We start from the raw sequence: 14,656 nt of genomic DNA, 5'->3' as shown, positions 1-14,656 counted from the left end.
AAACCAACATACCAGCAGTTAATTAAGCAAATTGGTGAAGTGGATGATTTGTTAGGGGAAGTGCGCTCAGAATTACGTGAAGTGAGACTGCAATTATCTGGTGTCGATGACAACAGCGAAAATGAAGCAAGTTCAACAAATGAGTTGGACTTTGATAACGAAGACTGGAATTAGATGTAGAAGTCAACAACACACTTATGGGCTTTCAAGCTTCTGGGAGGTCTGGTGGTGCAGTAAGTTTTTGGAGGACTGGGATTAAATGCTTCTAGTGGAAGGCCATTCTTTCTGATTGCAGATATCGTTATCACTTACGCTGTACCTGCCATGTCTTGGCGCTATTGGTATCTTGGCGGTTGTTATCACCCTCAATCTTTTGTCCCCAATGCGTAAGCGTAAATGCGTAAGTCCTTATCGTTAAATGTTGAATTGGAGAATAATAAATGCTGACCAAAGTTGTTCCTACTGGCAATAAACCCGGTGGTCTACTGCGTTATCTCATGGATAAACACAAAGAATTCGAGTTGTATGGTGGCAACATAGCAGGGCAGACTTACACCCAAATCATCCAAGAATGGCGTGCCATATCCCAGCAAAATTCCCGCAGTGACAAAGATACCAAGCACATCACCATGAGTCCCCACCACACAGACCGCCTCACTCCTGACGACTGGCTAGAAATTGGCAACTTCATGATCAACGGACTAGGCTACACCAACAACCTGTGGCTGATGATTAAACATAAACCCACAGAAAGTCAACTACAGCAAAACCCATATGCACCACCTCACGTTCATATCATGATTCACACCTTTGAATGTGAAAACTTTACCCGCATCAACGACTGGCAAGACAAAACTCGTGCCGAAGAACTGACACGAGAAATCGAGCAACGATGGCATCTATACCAACTGACTCCCAGTGCAGAGATTGATTATTCTGCCCCCACCACCGGACAAAAGCGTCGGATGTTGCGAGAACAAGAAGAATATGACACCGGATTGCGGAATACACCACCAGCAGAACCAACTAAGCAACGATTGGAACGTATGGTTATTGCCGCCGCTGAAAATCAACCTCACATCCAAATCTTCATCGGTAGACTTCAGCACCAGGGGGTTGATGTTTACCCTACCATCATTGGTGATGAAATGAAAGGCTTAACCTTTGAGTATGAAGGATTTCGGTGTCGGGGATCGCAGTTAAAAAACTGTAGCTGGAAAAAACTGCAAGAAGTACGTGGAGTTGATTATAACCCCACCCGTGATTTACCTTTTTTAAGAGCGATCGCGAAACGCCCACTGTATGTCCTGCGAACAGGCTCCGCATTGGCGGAGCCGACCCACCAGAAGGCGATGGCTACGCCCGCCGCAAGCATTGCGCCAAGCGCAGTGCCAAAGGCTACGACAGGTATCGCTATCGGCTCCGCAGTACCAGCAGCGATTGCTGCTGGGGAACAAATGCAACTATTACCAGAAGACTTGGAGAATCATACCCAGTCTGTATCTGCTAGTACCCAACAGCTATCTGATACTTATAAATCTGCATCTGTTTCTAAACAAATTGTATCTGCTAGTACCCAACAGCTATCTGATAGTTATAAATCTGCATCTGTTTCTAAACAATCTGTATCTACTAGTAACCAAAATCTTTCTAATCAGAATACATCTGCATCTGTTTATAGCCAATCTGTATCTGCCAGTACCCAATATCTGTCCATCAGTTCCAATCAGATTAAATGCACAGCGATGTTTGCAGCAGATATTGACAAGTTACTCTTAGCAAATACAAATTGCTGCCTTGACAAAGACTTTATCGCCGAGCGAATATCTGCCACTGAAATTTCCTTGCGTCGCACACAAGACCAAAGCGAAATTCTGCGGGCTAGACGTAATAGTGATGACTGGGAAGCATTACCCACCGAAAGCGAAATGACCCCCTCGGAAGTTCATGCTATGCTTGCCCTCAAAGAAGATTTAATCAAACAATCAGAAAATCGCCATCAACAACAACGAGCAGAAACTGTTGCACCCATAGTGGCTGCTCTTTTAAATCTTAAGAAAACAACTCGCTTTACCTGGGAACACTACATTGCGGAGTGGGATAGAGAGTGTTTAACTTTGGGTAGAACTGGAGATGATTTTCCCATGATGGAAGCAGCTTGGAATAGAGAAATTAAATCCTGGGATGTGAGAAGTTCCTGCCTCTCCCAAGGAACAACTAATTATTTTGTCAAACAAGTTTTACCCTATGTCAAGTCAGCACTGCAACAACAACACGAAGCCAGTATCAAGAAACAAAGAAGCGAACAAAAACAACTGGAATTGTAGCTGGTTTATCTGTTGCACTAGTTGCACTAATTTATGATTTTACTGCCAATAATTCGGATATTTTTGTAATTAAAATTGTATGTTAAAAAGAAAATTTTGGCATTTAAAATAAATGGCACATATACAAGTAATATGAAATGAAGACAATGTTGATTAACCTTTTTTATGTCCATTCAAATCTACGGAATACCGAACTGCGGAACCTGCAAAAAAGCTTTCAAGTGGCTTCAAGAAAATGGTATTGACTATGAGTTTATTAACACCAAAGAAACTCCCCCCACTCGTGACCAGATCGAAAACTGGGTAAAGTCTTTGGGTTCTACTGCCATGCGAAATACTTCTGGTCAATCCTACCGGGCTTTAGGTGATGACAAGAAGACTTGGACAGATGAGCAGTGGATTGAGGCATTTACCAAGGATGCAATGCTGCTCAAGCGCCCCCTTTTCCTACTGGATGGAACGGCTGTGCTGATAGGCTTCAAGGACAAAGCTGAAGTAGTCCGGCAAAAGTTGGGACTTTAATATATTCTGCTGGTTGTTAAATGCTCAAATGTCATCGCAGTAGGCTTATTATTCGTGTCCTCGTCACCTACTGTATTCGGTATTCGGAGTCAGTGTCGGTGGTTCACAAAATAGAACGAACGGAACGGAAGCCACTTGGCAATAGATGCGTGGAGGAAGTGCCAACGGCGAATTTATTCGCAATCAAGATTCTTAACCATGATTCAGTTATAGTGGAAAAGTCAAGAAAATAACACAGGTAGAAAATAATTGTGTACGGCTGCCAACAGATATTAATTAGCCCAGACAAGGACTTAAAAGCCATATTGGAATATGTTTGTACCGAAGCTAAAAAGCTGACAAATTGCGGTGTTTACTATTCTCGTCAGTTATATTTCAAAACTGGCAAGATACCAAGCAAAGCCGACTTGCATAAACAATTGGGAACTGTCCAAAAAAACGCCCATTACCAAGCCCTATACTCGGACACAGCGCAACAGATTTTAACTACTGTTGCGGAATCTTTTAAATCTTACTTTGGACTTTTAAAAGGAATTAAAAAGGGTACGGTAACTCAAAAACCTAAGCTACCTAATTACTGTAAAAATGTAATGTCTATTGCAACCTTTACAGGGCGTTCTTTAAAATTAAAGGACGGAATGTTGAGATTTCCTTTAGGTAGTAAAGTGAAAGCGTGGTTTGGAATAGATGCTTTTTATATTCCCATGCCCTCAAATCTAGACCACAAATCAATAAGAGAAGTTCGCATCCTACCAAGAAACAGATGTTTCTATGCAGAATTTGTCTATGAGCAAAGCGTCAAAGATTTTGATGTGAATACATCAAAAGTATTAGGAATTGATCACGGATTGAACAACTGGTTAACTTGTGTTTCTAATATTGGTACATCCTTTATAGTTGACGGTTTGCATTTAAAAAGTATCAACCAGTGGTATAACAAATCTGTAGCTAAAATCAAGGAGAATAAACCCCAGGGTTTTTGGTCAAACAGGCTTGCAGCGATTACAGAAAAGCGCAATCGCCAGATGAGAGATGCGACTAATAAAGCAGCACGGATCGTAATTAACCACTGCATTGATAACAAAATTGGTACTGTTGTTTTTGGTTGGAATATCGGACAAAAAGACGGTGCTAATATGGGTAAGAAAACTAATCAAAAGTTTGTTCAAATTCCCACCGCAAAACTAAAAAACCGCATTGCTCAACTGTGTGAACAATACGGTATTAAGTTCATAGAAACCGAAGAATCCTATACCTCAAAAACATCGTTCCTAGACAATGATTTTCTACCTACATTTGGTGCAAAACCCGAAGGGTGGAAAGAATCAGGGAAAAGAGTTAGTCGGGGATTGTACCGTTCTCAAAATGGTACAAAAATAAATGCGGATTGCAACGGTGCGGTCAACATAATCAGAAAAGTAGCTGCGATATTTAAGTTTGACTTAAGTGGAGTAGGTAGAGGCTGTTTAAGTCAGCCTACGAAAGTTCTTTTGTGGACTCTTCAGAAATCCCCGCGTCTTCAGACCGGGGAAGCTTAATAAAGGTAAATTCTCTCATCGTTGGGATGGTAGAGTCAGTTTTCTAACCAGTTATCTAATTTTAAGTTGGGAATATTAATAAAATCTTTGATATTATTAGTAACGAGAATATCGTCACGAGAACGAGCCACAGCAGCAATTAAAGCATCAAATTCTCCTGTTGGTTTCCCAATTTTTCTGAGTTCGCTTTGAATCTGTCCAAATTCGATAGCTGCTTCTATTTCAAATGGTTCTACTGGTAGTAGTTCTGTGAACTGGGCTAATGTCTCTAGATTTTTGGCTACCTGTTGAGAACAATAAACTCCTTTATAGAGTTCTGAAACTACAATGATGGATAGATAACATTGGCTAAAGTAGCGATTGAATTTAGTAACAGCTTGGGGATTTTTGTTGAGTAGTGCAATGCAAATGTTGGTATCTAGTAGATACATTAGCAGTTATCCTGATTATCAATTGAGTCTATGATTCTACCTTGATAAGTATGACGTTCTTGGTCAATTTCTGCAAATATTTCGGTTAATTCAGGTTGGTTTTTCCAAGCCCCGAATAATTGATTGAGTTTTGCTAGTTTCTCCGTTTCTGTTAATGCTTGTTGTCGTTTCGTTATGTGATTTTCAATAAATCCTAAGTCTATTATTATTTCTGTCCCATCGGGAATGTTATTAAGTGTTTCTAAAATTTCAATATTTTGACCACGTTTGATGCCTCTAACTTTCATATTTGATTTCCTCCTATTTTGTTAATTGATGACTGTTGAATATTGACAATGTATTTGGGTCAATTCCTCCAGCACCACTGGATCAAGCACAAATTTAGACATAGACCTCTGCGGAATCTGCCACTTCTTCTCCGTAGAGCCTATCTTCTAATTCAAGATCACTGATACCTAGAATTTCAGCCACTCGCCGCAAAGAGAGAATTTCCTGAGTCAGCGCACGATAGCTTAGTTCCACAAAAATTCTCGGTAAGCGTTCTTCGGGTGGTAAAGGACGCAATCCAAACTGATAGGGAGATGGTCCATATCCCAAAGATTTAGCTATAGCCATTGGTTTGACGTTATCAGTAAATGTTTCTATGGGAGCGCCTAACTTGCGGTCAGCTTCTAGTCGGTAAATTGTAGCTTGATAGCTAACGCCAAAGTAACGAGCAATGTGAGTTGCTTGTTCTGGATGCTTGACTGTCTTAATTCCCATCACTTCCAGTCGTTCCTGCAATCCCTCCGGGGGAATGAGGAAGTAAGACGCAAACCGATTGGCAAAGTCTTCTAACAAATCAGCCCGCGCTGAATCACGACACAAAATTGCTGGCCTATCCCAATGAAACAAGTGGTGGGCAATTTCGTGGCACAGAGTAATTTGAGAGCGAATATAAGCCTGATTTTCGTTAAATACTACAACTGGACCTAGCTGTGGATGCAAAAAGAACAGACCTGAGATATCCGTTTTCTCTAGCCCCAGAGCAATAGCGAAAACTTGATAGCCTTGCGCGTCAAGAAACCCCTTGACGTTAAGTAAAGGAGCAATGCCCAAATTATAGTAGCGACGTGCTTTTTGAGCAAATTCTGCTACCTCATAGTCAGTGAAATTTTCCTTGCCCAGAGCTGCAAACGGGGGATGGGGCTTACCAGGAAAGGGGGTGGCGGTAAGTTGGTAAAGTTCCTCCAAATTGTGAATTTGTTGGATTAGTTTAGCAATGCCAGTCTTCCCGGCAATGGCCAGATGATTAGCCAGAGTCCGCAGTGCCGTTTCCCAATCTGGCTGCATGGGGGGCTGGTCTGATGTGCTAACTTCTACAAAAAAGTAGGTGACAGGCACACCATATAGACGAGCCAGCCTATCTACTGTGAGTGCCTCGATTCTCCGCTTACCACTTTCATACTGACTGAGTGCAGCAGCAGTAATCCCCAATGATTGAGCGGCTTCACTTTGGGTAAATCCTGCCATTTCACGAGCTAGGCGAATTCGTTCTCCCAAACGTGTTTCTGGTGATGGACGGTCAAGGGAATTCAGCACAAACATCACCTCTTGGATCTTGCTATTAACAAATTGTTATTTTATTGCTTCCACATTTATAATTTTAACATATTTTTAGAGTTCGCTACCCCGTGTAGTATTGCTTTTGACCCTAGTTCTTTGCAGGGATGGCATTTAGTTTGCCCTTTCTAAACAAATCACCGGCGATGGTCCTAGCATCCCACCAACAGTCAAAACTGCTAACGTCCTAGTTTCTTGAGGATACTGTGCCTTAACTTTGTTTATAGCATCATCCAAATCAGATGCTTGAGCAACGTAAATTTTCTCACCAGTTGTCAGCACCCAAAGAGGTTTAGGCCAGGTATGTCGCGGCTGAAGCACAGCTTTATAAACACAGTCATGAGTAAACTGGATTATCTGCTCAAGTATCGCATCATTACAGAACTCACCCAATGTGACTTGGAAAAATCCTCTGAGTTCTTCATTAGAGATATATTCGACAACTTGCTCTCTCCCCACGGGCAAATGTTGTTGATGCTGAACGTTCGCCTGTACTAAATTTGACTCAATAAAGCGACTGACCTGGGTTGTAATGGAATCAAAGTCCCGCTCCATCAATAAATGCCCTAAGTGTTCCCTCAGCAAAGTTCGGAAATTGCCATCCGAGATATTGATACCAGACGTATTGAGATCAACTGAAAACCGCTCTCCCCGACCACAGCCAACTTCCCCGTTAGCAGCATCCTCTGCCTCTATCAACTCCATCAATCGTTTGTGCTGAATTACACCATTTGTAGAAGATTCAGATTGTGCAGTATCTCCGACAGAGAAAGGAATTGATTGGGTCATGGCTCTCTCCTTATTGTTTCAAAATACACAAGATTATCAGGTTCTTCTGGATCGGGACCACAATCTAGTAACCCCACTCGCAGCTTTCTGTAAAATCCTAACGCACCTTCTAGAGCGTGTAACCCAATTCTGCCTTGATAACCTAATTCATAACTGCGAGAAATAGCAAAGTCGATAAGATTTCCACCCACACCTTTGTATATAGGAGGATTAGAAATAGCAGGTCTATTCCAGGGAGCAGTTGCCAAAGCTCTGATATAAACCAATCTCCGTCTGAGTTGAGACTGAATTTGGCAGCGTTTTTTCAACACATCAAGCATGATTAAACCTTGGGTGATACCATCACACTCAATCGCGTAAAGTTCGTCTCCTGGTAACAACTTAGACCCTCGGCTTTTTGCCACCCAATCCCAATATTCGTCTTCTTGCCTAGTACCGCCTAGTAGCGGCTCCCATAGTGTTTTGGCATCTGCTAGATGTTTCTCTGTCACCTCAGTAATAATGGCATCAACTACTAGAGAGTCTTGAACTCTCAAAAGCTGGATAGGGTGGTTCAACTGTCTAAGGACTACTCTACAACTTTTATATCTAGCATACAGGGGATGCTGTGTGGGAGTAGAATGGATCATAAGTTATTAAAACTTTTGTTTACCCAATAAAATTAGGCGCAAGCACGCTCTTTTAATGCCAGAGCAATTAATACAGTACACAGACTTAATATTGGCAACACCAACGCCGTTGACGCTGCACCCGGCGGCGGTCTATTTGTCTGGTTTAACTGCTGGCAGCAGGCGGACAATGCAAAAGGCTCTGAATGCGATCGCTCGCTTGCTAACTGCCGATGAATACGATGCTTTGTCTTTGGATTGGTCAAAATTACGCTACCAGCACACGGCAGCAATTCGGGCTGTGTTGATGGCAGAGTACGCCCCAGCAACCGTTAACCGGATGCTTTGTGCTTTGCGTCGGGTGCTGAAGGAAGCTTTTCGCTTGGGGTTGATGAGTGCCGATGACTACGCCCATGCGGTGGATATTAAGTGTGTGCGCGGTGATTCGGCTTTGCGGGGACGGCTGCTGAAAACTAGTGAAATTGCTGCACTTTTGAGCGATTGCAAGCAAAGTCAAGATGGGATTGGTGTGCGTGATGCGGCACTGATCGCTATTCTCAGTGGTTCTGGGTTGCGTCGGGCTGAGGTGGTGGCTTTAGATTTGGGGGACTATCAGCCGGAAGATGGTTCTTTGCAAGTCCACAAGGGTAAAGGGGGCAAGTTCAGGACTGTGTATTTGCCAGCAGGGGCGGTGGCGGCTCTAGATGCTTGGCTAAATATTAGAGGTAATGCTGCTGGTGCTTTGATTTGTCCGGTGCGGCGTGGTGGTCACGTCCATATTCTGCGGATGACTGACCAGGCGGTGATGGTAATTCTCCAAAAACGGGCTAAAAGTTCTGGGGTGGCACCTTTTAGCCCCCATGACTTTCGGCGATCGTTTATTAGTAATTTGTTGGAAGCTGGTGTCGATGTTTTAACTGTGAGTCGGCTGGCTGGTCATTCTGACCCAGCGACTACCCAAAAATACGATCTGCGTCCTGAAGTTGCCAAGCGCCAAGCTGTACAGTTGTTAAATGTCCCTTACGATGGCTGAATGCAAAACCACTGCTTTTACTTTAGTCAAGAACCCCCCTGGTTTGTTTTTAGCATGGTGGTCGCTGCCACCACCATGCTAAAAACAAACTGTGCTATCAATTCTTCTAATCCTTGCAGCCAGGCAATTGTATGTCCCCGACTGTGTAATTTTGATAAGTGGCGGACTATGGGTATTAGTACAGTAGGCACGCGAATCATCTCGCTTGGTGGCGTTGGTTTTGCAGCACGGGAGGAATTCACAGGCATTTGATATCTATCTTCGATATCGGCAACCTGATTGTAAACTGAAAGGGAGTGCAGCAGCTTAACCTAAAAATGTCTATTGACAAAAAAGAATTGGTAGGCCGCGTTGGCCAACGGATAAATAAAGAAACTGGCACAGTGGCAGAAATTATAGATGCCACCATCGAAGAAATTTATGAATCGCTCAAACAAGGAGAAAGTGTTTCTATACGGAACTTTGGGACTTTTTACGTTAAAGTAGAGCCAAAAACTTGGATTTTTAAATTCAATCCCTCCCAACGGTTACGTAAAATATTTGGCTGGTCATCTACTTATAAGGATTAATGTAGCGAGGATTAATACAAACGGGATGAAATAGCTCACATGACAGCAGAACAAAAATTGGCAGGTATCCAACAAATACCTAAACGCAACACAACAACAACCATCAAGCCTGGTTATCAACCGCAAGCAGCCGACACCAACATTGACGCAGATATCTACCTGTTTACCCGATTACGCCAACTGGCGCTCAAGCAAAGGGTAGAAATGTACGCAGCCCATGAGCGTGGAGTCAAGAAACTTAGCCTAGCTGGGATAAAAATGCGGCATCCACAGGCATCGCTTTTAGAAATGCGCCAGCACTTTACCCGTGCTGTTTTAGGTGATAAATTTCCAGAAGGGTTTCAACCAACAGGAGGTGATGAAAAAATTTGGATTCAAGATTCCATTGCCCTCGCAGGCGAACTCCACACCTTTCTTAATGCAGTTAATATACCCTACTACGTCAGTGGCGGCGTAGCTAGTTCAATTCATGGAGAGCCACGTTCCACCCGCGATTTAGATTTAGTCATCTCCGTGCAAACCAACCAAATTGACTTATTGGTAACAACACTAGAAGCTGCGCTCTACTATTGTCCAGCCGGAGCGGTTGCAGACCTAAAGCAGGGGCGAGAAAGGATGCTTAACATCACCCATACCGAAACTATCGCCAATGCGGACTTATACGTCATGGACAATTCACCCTTTGCGTCCTCGCAAATGTCCCGCCGGACGTTACTTGATATCGAGGGAATGCCAGCCTTTTGGGTGATTTCCCCAGAAGACCTAGTGCTGCAAAAGCTGTTATGGGGAAGGAGCAGTCAATCAGAAAAACAATGGCGTGACGTGTTGGGAATACTCAAACTGCAAGCCGAAAATCTCGACTACGGCTACCTTGCTGACTGGGCAGAACAATTAGCACTGGTTGATGTTTTGAGTCAGGCTTTAACCCAGGCTGGTATCTAGTGATGAATTGCCTCCAACAACCCATCCAGTCGCATTTTCAAGAGGATGTATGTTGCAGAACTTCACAAAGATACCCTAAAACTTCTTTTTGTCCCGTAAGCGATATATGATAGTTACATCTGTTTTGGTTTACCCAGAACTTTTTGCGCCGTGAATCCAATCGCAGCGTCTTAGAGTACAATTAGCAATTAAGTAAATACTTTCAGTCTTGTGGAGTTGATGGAGGTTATGCAGTTGTGGAAATGGTGAGGACAAAATGCAACATAGAAGTACATTTTGTCCGTTTTGAAGCAAATCGAATTTAAGGAGGAGTTGCGTTTAATTACCCTTAACAGTTAGTGAAGTTTTCCCGACCGATCTTACTGTTGGAGTTGAAGTTAAACACAATCCGTATTTGTCACTGTACACAATCTTATTATAAATTGTGTGCAGTGTGGAGATATTTTTTGGCAAATTTTCCGAAATTCTGAAAAACAGCAAAAAAGCTGTCTTTTAACGAGATTGACGTAAATAAACATAAATATCCCTCTGTAAATGCGAAATCCTCCTCCAATCGCTTCAAAAATAGTCAAAATTGGAGGAATTTATGTACAAAATTCAAGATAATTACAGAATTAAATCTCACAGGAGTACGGATGAACTAACAAGTCATCTCTCCAGGATTTGTTATTGGGGAATAGCGGTAAATATTTGGAAGCAGTGCAAATCCTCTCCAAAATTTGCAAATTCTCCCCAATACCCAATCCCTAGTCCCCAATCCCTAGTGGTCACTGAGCCTAGTCGAAGTGTCCCCAATCCCCAGTACCGAGAGCAGCGGACAAATGCTGCTAAATTTTTAATAGAAAATAAATCTTTATCACCACCCCTGAAGACAGTCGCAGCTTCCAGTGGAGTATCTCAACTGACAAAAAAAAAGTTGGATAGCCGCTAGGTGCTTGGTTAACAGGAAACTCATGGACAACCAATCATCATGGACACTAACAGAAAGCTTTAAATCCAGCCTTAAAGCCAGAAAGAAAGCCAGCTAGGAATGAAGATAGATCCGATCTGAATCAAGAAAACCGCGAAACGATTATCAGTCGTCTCAGCCGCTCTAGTAGGGCTATCAACCCTAACTAAGAAATATAAAAAATAATTGATCTTCATTCTAGTCCATGAGTTTCCCCTTTACCAACAATTAGGCATTAAACCAAGATAGTAAAAATCTGCGAATGGCTCTAAACTCTTTCATATAAAGAGTTCTAGGAATTTCTGCTTACAGCAGAATTCATGTATTGGTACTACACTCTTGTTTCTCTATTTCCTTCTGTCCTTGCGCCTCTATCTGAGAAAAAATGTAGTTCATTTACCTGAAAATATCTGAAAATTGCTAACAGCAACAAAAATCAGGCTTATTCAGAGCTTTCAAGCCCAACAGCAGCTTTTTACAACCACAGAGGTTAAATGCCAACTAGCGGCTACCCGATGAAAAACACAAAACATCGAGGCAAGCCAATCATGTATCTACCAGAAAACCCAGACAACTTCGCCAAACCAGCCCGTCGTCGTTCCAGCCCAAAAAGCCAACACCACCTACCAGCCTCCGAGTTGGGAAAACGCTACGTCAAATATTTTTGGCATCCTTGGAGTCCGATAATCGCCCCAGCCAACAACCTCCTCAGCAAACCAGGCTGGAGAACAGAAGACCATTACCTCCAGCCCTCGGAACTGTGGAGATTGCATCAAAACAGCGACAAACTAGTAGGCATACGCTTTAGTTCATATACCCGTTACGCCACAATAGACATAGACACAGGCAGCGAATACCATAACCTAGAAGCCTATCAAACCATCAAAGCCGCCCTAGAAGACATAGGCATACTCAGCCTAGTACCCATCCAATCAAGTTATAGCGGTGGCTACCACCTCATCATCCCCTTCACAGCCCCAATCCCCACATTCAACCTAGCCTGCGCCCTAGAACAAACAATAAAAGATACAGGCTGCAACATCAGTGCCGGACAAATAGAAATATACCCCAACCCCAAACCCTGGGGAAAAGACAGCATCACCAACTACAAAGCCATTCGTTGTCCCATGCAGCCTGGTAGCGGCGCACTCCTCCTAGACGACGACCTGCAACCAATCAGCGACTCAGTAGCCACCTTCCTTGACCATTGTGATCATGCAGCCCGTCATCAAGACCTCAGTAAACTCAGATACGCCTGCAAAAAAGCCAGAAAGCGGCATACAAGAGAACAATATCGGCAAAAAGCCAGCATCAAAATCGAAGAATGGCAAAATAACTGGGAAGAAATCATCGCCACAGGATGGACAGGGTATGGACAAACAAACACCCTCCTACAAATCATCGTTGGCTACGGCATCGTCTTTTTAGACCTACAAGACGAAAACCTAGTTAAATATGCCGTAGAAACCGCTAGAAACGCCCCAGGCTACACACAGTATTGTCGTCACCAACACCGCATCGAAACCAGAGTTAGAGACTGGGTAAAATGCACAATCAGACATCAATGGTATACACCTTACGCTAGTTATCCCAAGCGCCCATTAGGAACATATCTGAACACATTTGCCCTAGCCATAGCAGATATAAGAGAAATAACCAAATATCAAAACTACAACAATGTCATCCCCTTTGAAAAACCCAAAAGTAAAAACCAGCAACGCAGCGAACAAACGCAAAAACGCATTAAAGTTATAGTGCAAAAATTAGAAACACAACCAAGAATACAGAAGTATAGAAGTACAGAAAATCAAAGTACCTTACAAGTATCAACAGAATTAAACACAGAAGTAGAAACAGAACTAATAGAACTCACGCAAGCAGGATTAAGTGAAGGAGTAACCGAAAGAAGCCAACAGATAAGTGCAGAATATAAACGTCAATATAACAAAACACTGAGTCAAAACACATTATACAAACATAAGCATTTATGGCATCCCCAATGGTACATCCCAGATCCTTGGTTAGATAACAGCAACTCACAAAATATCACCACAGACAATAGTGCTAAAACAAATAACAGCCAACAAAATAGGATTCAAATAAACAGCATTAATCTAGCAGATACAATCTTTGATAGGAACATCAATTCAGGAAATAGCCAAGAGCCAAAAAATAGCGCAAACCCTTACCCAGAGGGCGATTACACACACTTTTACCTAACTAATCAAACGTGGAAAAAACAAGAACCTCAAAACCCTTATCCAGAGGGCGATTACACTCACTTCCCCTATATGAAGGTTTTATGTTTACCTTTTGCTACCAGTCCCGCAGGGGCTGAGGTAGCCGGAGAGATTATTGAACAACAGGAGAAAAAGGAAAAGCTAGAAGTTCAGGATTGTGATCTCGAAGTTCAAGTTTGTCAGCAGGAATCAAATCAACAGGAATTAAACCAATCAGAAGTAATTCAGTCTCAAGAAAATCTTGAATTCATAAATTCTCTTAATAGTTCTGAAACTGATTTAACTCAGTTCAATAATCAATCAGAGTCAACAGTTAACCCGATTGTTTTGGATTTAAATCAAGTTATTACTCATCAGGTTTTCTTATCTTCTTTGATTGGCAGCGACTCGCCAAAAAGCGATAAAGAAAACTTATCAATGGCGGACACCCGACTGGGTGTAGTTGAACTGGGTGTAGTTGTTTCTAGAGCAGAAGAGACAGCAGAACATTCACTCCACACCGCTAATAATGGGCAGGAAATTGCTTTAACTGGTGATTTGATAGAATCCGCTGTTTTACCAGAAACACTAGCCCCAAATGGCAATAACGGGGGGCAAATAGATTCTGTTGAGGATGGTACACCAGCTATGGTAACACCAGAACCTGCACAGGAAGTTGCTAACAACGGGGTATAGCCGGGATACCTGCAAAATAGGACATGATGTAAAGTTTTATTAAAACACTTGCAATAATGCAGATTTTATGGTTTGTTTTTGACCACTACTCACTCTCCTGACGCAGAGTATAGTGTCTTCTCTTCATCTACCAGCAAAAACGTGATAATTTTGTGTAAAAACTCTGAATTCATAACTGTACTATGATTTTAAATCAATAGTAAAAAACATTGACAAAATCTCAATTTTTAGAGATTCAAAGGTAAACTATTGAGAGCTTGACGTGCAACTTCTTCCGCCCTAGCTGACGTAACTTTTTGGTAACGCAGAGTTGTTTGAATATTTTCATGCCCCATCAATGCCCGCAATTCTTCAATCCCCATTAAACCAACACGCTCCGTAGCAAAAGTATGCCGTAAATCGTGGATTCTCACCCCAACTAACTCTGGATA

General features: G+C 42.4%; 15 protein-coding genes. 8 read left to right on the top strand and 7 right to left on the bottom strand.

Annotated elements, in window-relative coordinates:
* Nucleotides 1–440: 440 nt before the first annotated feature.
* From FJR04_RS23840 to FJR04_RS23830, 3 genes are all read left to right on the top strand, one after another.
* A complete protein-coding gene (locus FJR04_RS23840; protein WP_168499532.1) occupies nucleotides 441–2,327 on the top strand; it encodes a relaxase/mobilization nuclease domain-containing protein in 1,887 nt (628 codons plus the stop codon).
* A 165-nt stretch (nucleotides 2,328–2,492) separates the two neighbouring features.
* The gene (locus tag FJR04_RS23835) at nucleotides 2,493–2,849 is read left to right on the top strand and encodes a Spx/MgsR family RNA polymerase-binding regulatory protein (protein WP_168499530.1); all 357 of its coding nucleotides are present in this window, start codon (nucleotides 2,493–2,495) and stop codon (nucleotides 2,847–2,849) included.
* Between the two features lie 248 nt (nucleotides 2,850–3,097).
* Nucleotides 3,098–4,387 (top strand): RNA-guided endonuclease InsQ/TnpB family protein, encoded by a 1,290-nt coding sequence (locus tag FJR04_RS23830; protein WP_371718756.1) that lies wholly within the window; start codon nucleotides 3,098–3,100, stop codon nucleotides 4,385–4,387.
* Between the two features lie 35 nt (nucleotides 4,388–4,422).
* Here the strand turns inward: FJR04_RS23830 and FJR04_RS23825 are convergent, their stop codons facing one another.
* From FJR04_RS23825 to FJR04_RS23805, 5 genes are all read right to left on the bottom strand, one after another.
* Nucleotides 4,423–4,818 carry a type II toxin-antitoxin system VapC family toxin gene (locus FJR04_RS23825; protein WP_168499528.1) on the bottom strand — a complete coding sequence of 132 codons (396 nt, stop codon included), beginning with the start codon at nucleotides 4,816–4,818 and terminating at the stop codon, nucleotides 4,423–4,425.
* Nucleotides 4,818–5,105: a hypothetical protein gene (locus FJR04_RS23820; protein WP_168499526.1), complete on the bottom strand. Its 288-nt coding sequence runs from the start codon at nucleotides 5,103–5,105 to the stop codon at nucleotides 4,818–4,820. The genes FJR04_RS23825 and FJR04_RS23820 overlap by 1 nt, the downstream gene beginning before the upstream one ends.
* Before the next feature lie 94 nt (nucleotides 5,106–5,199).
* Nucleotides 5,200–6,405, bottom strand: a complete 1,206-nt coding sequence (locus FJR04_RS23815; protein WP_168499524.1) for an ImmA/IrrE family metallo-endopeptidase — start codon at nucleotides 6,403–6,405, stop codon at nucleotides 5,200–5,202.
* A gap of 129 nt (nucleotides 6,406–6,534) precedes the next feature.
* Entirely contained in the window at nucleotides 6,535–7,209 is a 675-nt protein-coding gene (locus tag FJR04_RS23810; RefSeq protein ID WP_168499516.1) for a hypothetical protein, read from the bottom strand.
* Nucleotides 7,206–7,838 (bottom strand): hypothetical protein, encoded by a 633-nt coding sequence (locus FJR04_RS23805; RefSeq protein WP_254445382.1) that lies wholly within the window; start codon nucleotides 7,836–7,838, stop codon nucleotides 7,206–7,208. Before FJR04_RS23805 ends, FJR04_RS23810 begins: the two co-directional genes overlap by 4 nt.
* A gap of 55 nt (nucleotides 7,839–7,893) precedes the next feature.
* Between FJR04_RS23805 and FJR04_RS23800 the strand changes: the two genes are divergently transcribed.
* The gene (locus FJR04_RS23800; protein WP_168499514.1) at nucleotides 7,894–8,850 is read left to right on the top strand and encodes a site-specific integrase; all 957 of its coding nucleotides are present in this window, start codon (nucleotides 7,894–7,896) and stop codon (nucleotides 8,848–8,850) included.
* Nucleotides 8,851–8,876: 26 nt separating this feature from the next.
* On the opposite strand, the gene FJR04_RS23795 is transcribed toward FJR04_RS23800, so the two are convergent.
* On the bottom strand, nucleotides 8,877–9,098 hold the full coding sequence (locus tag FJR04_RS23795; protein ID WP_168499507.1) for a hypothetical protein: 222 nt from the start codon (nucleotides 9,096–9,098) through the stop codon (nucleotides 8,877–8,879).
* Between the two features lie 69 nt (nucleotides 9,099–9,167).
* Here FJR04_RS23795 and FJR04_RS23790 point away from each other — a divergent pair, with 69 nt between their 5' ends.
* From FJR04_RS23790 to FJR04_RS23775, 4 genes are all read left to right on the top strand, one after another.
* Nucleotides 9,168–9,419 (top strand): HU family DNA-binding protein, encoded by a 252-nt coding sequence (locus FJR04_RS23790; protein ID WP_168499512.1) that lies wholly within the window; start codon nucleotides 9,168–9,170, stop codon nucleotides 9,417–9,419.
* A gap of 39 nt (nucleotides 9,420–9,458) precedes the next feature.
* A complete protein-coding gene (locus tag FJR04_RS23785) occupies nucleotides 9,459–10,361 on the top strand; it encodes a hypothetical protein (protein ID WP_254445381.1) in 903 nt (300 codons plus the stop codon).
* Nucleotides 10,362–10,947: 586 nt separating this feature from the next.
* Nucleotides 10,948–11,292, top strand: a complete 345-nt coding sequence (locus FJR04_RS23780) for a hypothetical protein (RefSeq protein ID WP_168499510.1) — start codon at nucleotides 10,948–10,950, stop codon at nucleotides 11,290–11,292.
* Between the two features lie 512 nt (nucleotides 11,293–11,804).
* Nucleotides 11,805–14,225, top strand: a complete 2,421-nt coding sequence (locus FJR04_RS23775; RefSeq protein ID WP_254445379.1) for a hypothetical protein — start codon at nucleotides 11,805–11,807, stop codon at nucleotides 14,223–14,225.
* A gap of 227 nt (nucleotides 14,226–14,452) precedes the next feature.
* On the opposite strand, the gene FJR04_RS23770 is transcribed toward FJR04_RS23775, so the two are convergent.
* On the bottom strand, nucleotides 14,453–14,656 hold a 204-nt coding region (locus FJR04_RS23770), incomplete at its 5' end, for a tyrosine-type recombinase/integrase (RefSeq protein ID WP_168499509.1).

It is taken from the genome of Anabaena sp. UHCC 0204, assembly GCF_009711975.1.
Lineage (GTDB): Bacteria > Cyanobacteriota > Cyanobacteriia > Cyanobacteriales > Nostocaceae > Dolichospermum.
Note: the sequence above shows the minus strand (reverse complement) of the source record. Positions and strands in the feature narration are given on the sequence as shown.

Coding starts and splice junctions, on each gene's coding strand:
- FJR04_RS23820 (WP_168499526.1), bottom strand. CDS start 5,105: ATGAAAGTTAGAGGCATCAAACGTGGTCAAAATATTGAAATTTTAGAA.
- FJR04_RS23825 (WP_168499528.1), bottom strand. CDS start 4,818: ATGTATCTACTAGATACCAACATTTGCATTGCACTACTCAACAAAAAT.
- FJR04_RS23785 (WP_254445381.1), top strand. CDS start 9,459: ATGACAGCAGAACAAAAATTGGCAGGTATCCAACAAATACCTAAACGC.
- FJR04_RS23835 (WP_168499530.1), top strand. CDS start 2,493: ATGTCCATTCAAATCTACGGAATACCGAACTGCGGAACCTGCAAAAAA.
- FJR04_RS23795 (WP_168499507.1), bottom strand. CDS start 9,098: ATGCCTGTGAATTCCTCCCGTGCTGCAAAACCAACGCCACCAAGCGAG.
- FJR04_RS23840 (WP_168499532.1), top strand. CDS start 441: ATGCTGACCAAAGTTGTTCCTACTGGCAATAAACCCGGTGGTCTACTG.
- FJR04_RS23775 (WP_254445379.1), top strand. CDS start 11,805: ATGCCAACTAGCGGCTACCCGATGAAAAACACAAAACATCGAGGCAAG.
- FJR04_RS23805 (WP_254445382.1), bottom strand. CDS start 7,838: ATGATCCATTCTACTCCCACACAGCATCCCCTGTATGCTAGATATAAA.
- FJR04_RS23815 (WP_168499524.1), bottom strand. CDS start 6,405: ATGTTTGTGCTGAATTCCCTTGACCGTCCATCACCAGAAACACGTTTG.
- FJR04_RS23790 (WP_168499512.1), top strand. CDS start 9,168: ATGTCTATTGACAAAAAAGAATTGGTAGGCCGCGTTGGCCAACGGATA.
- FJR04_RS23810 (WP_168499516.1), bottom strand. CDS start 7,209: ATGACCCAATCAATTCCTTTCTCTGTCGGAGATACTGCACAATCTGAA.
- FJR04_RS23800 (WP_168499514.1), top strand. CDS start 7,894: ATGCCAGAGCAATTAATACAGTACACAGACTTAATATTGGCAACACCA.
- FJR04_RS23780 (WP_168499510.1), top strand. CDS start 10,948: ATGTACAAAATTCAAGATAATTACAGAATTAAATCTCACAGGAGTACG.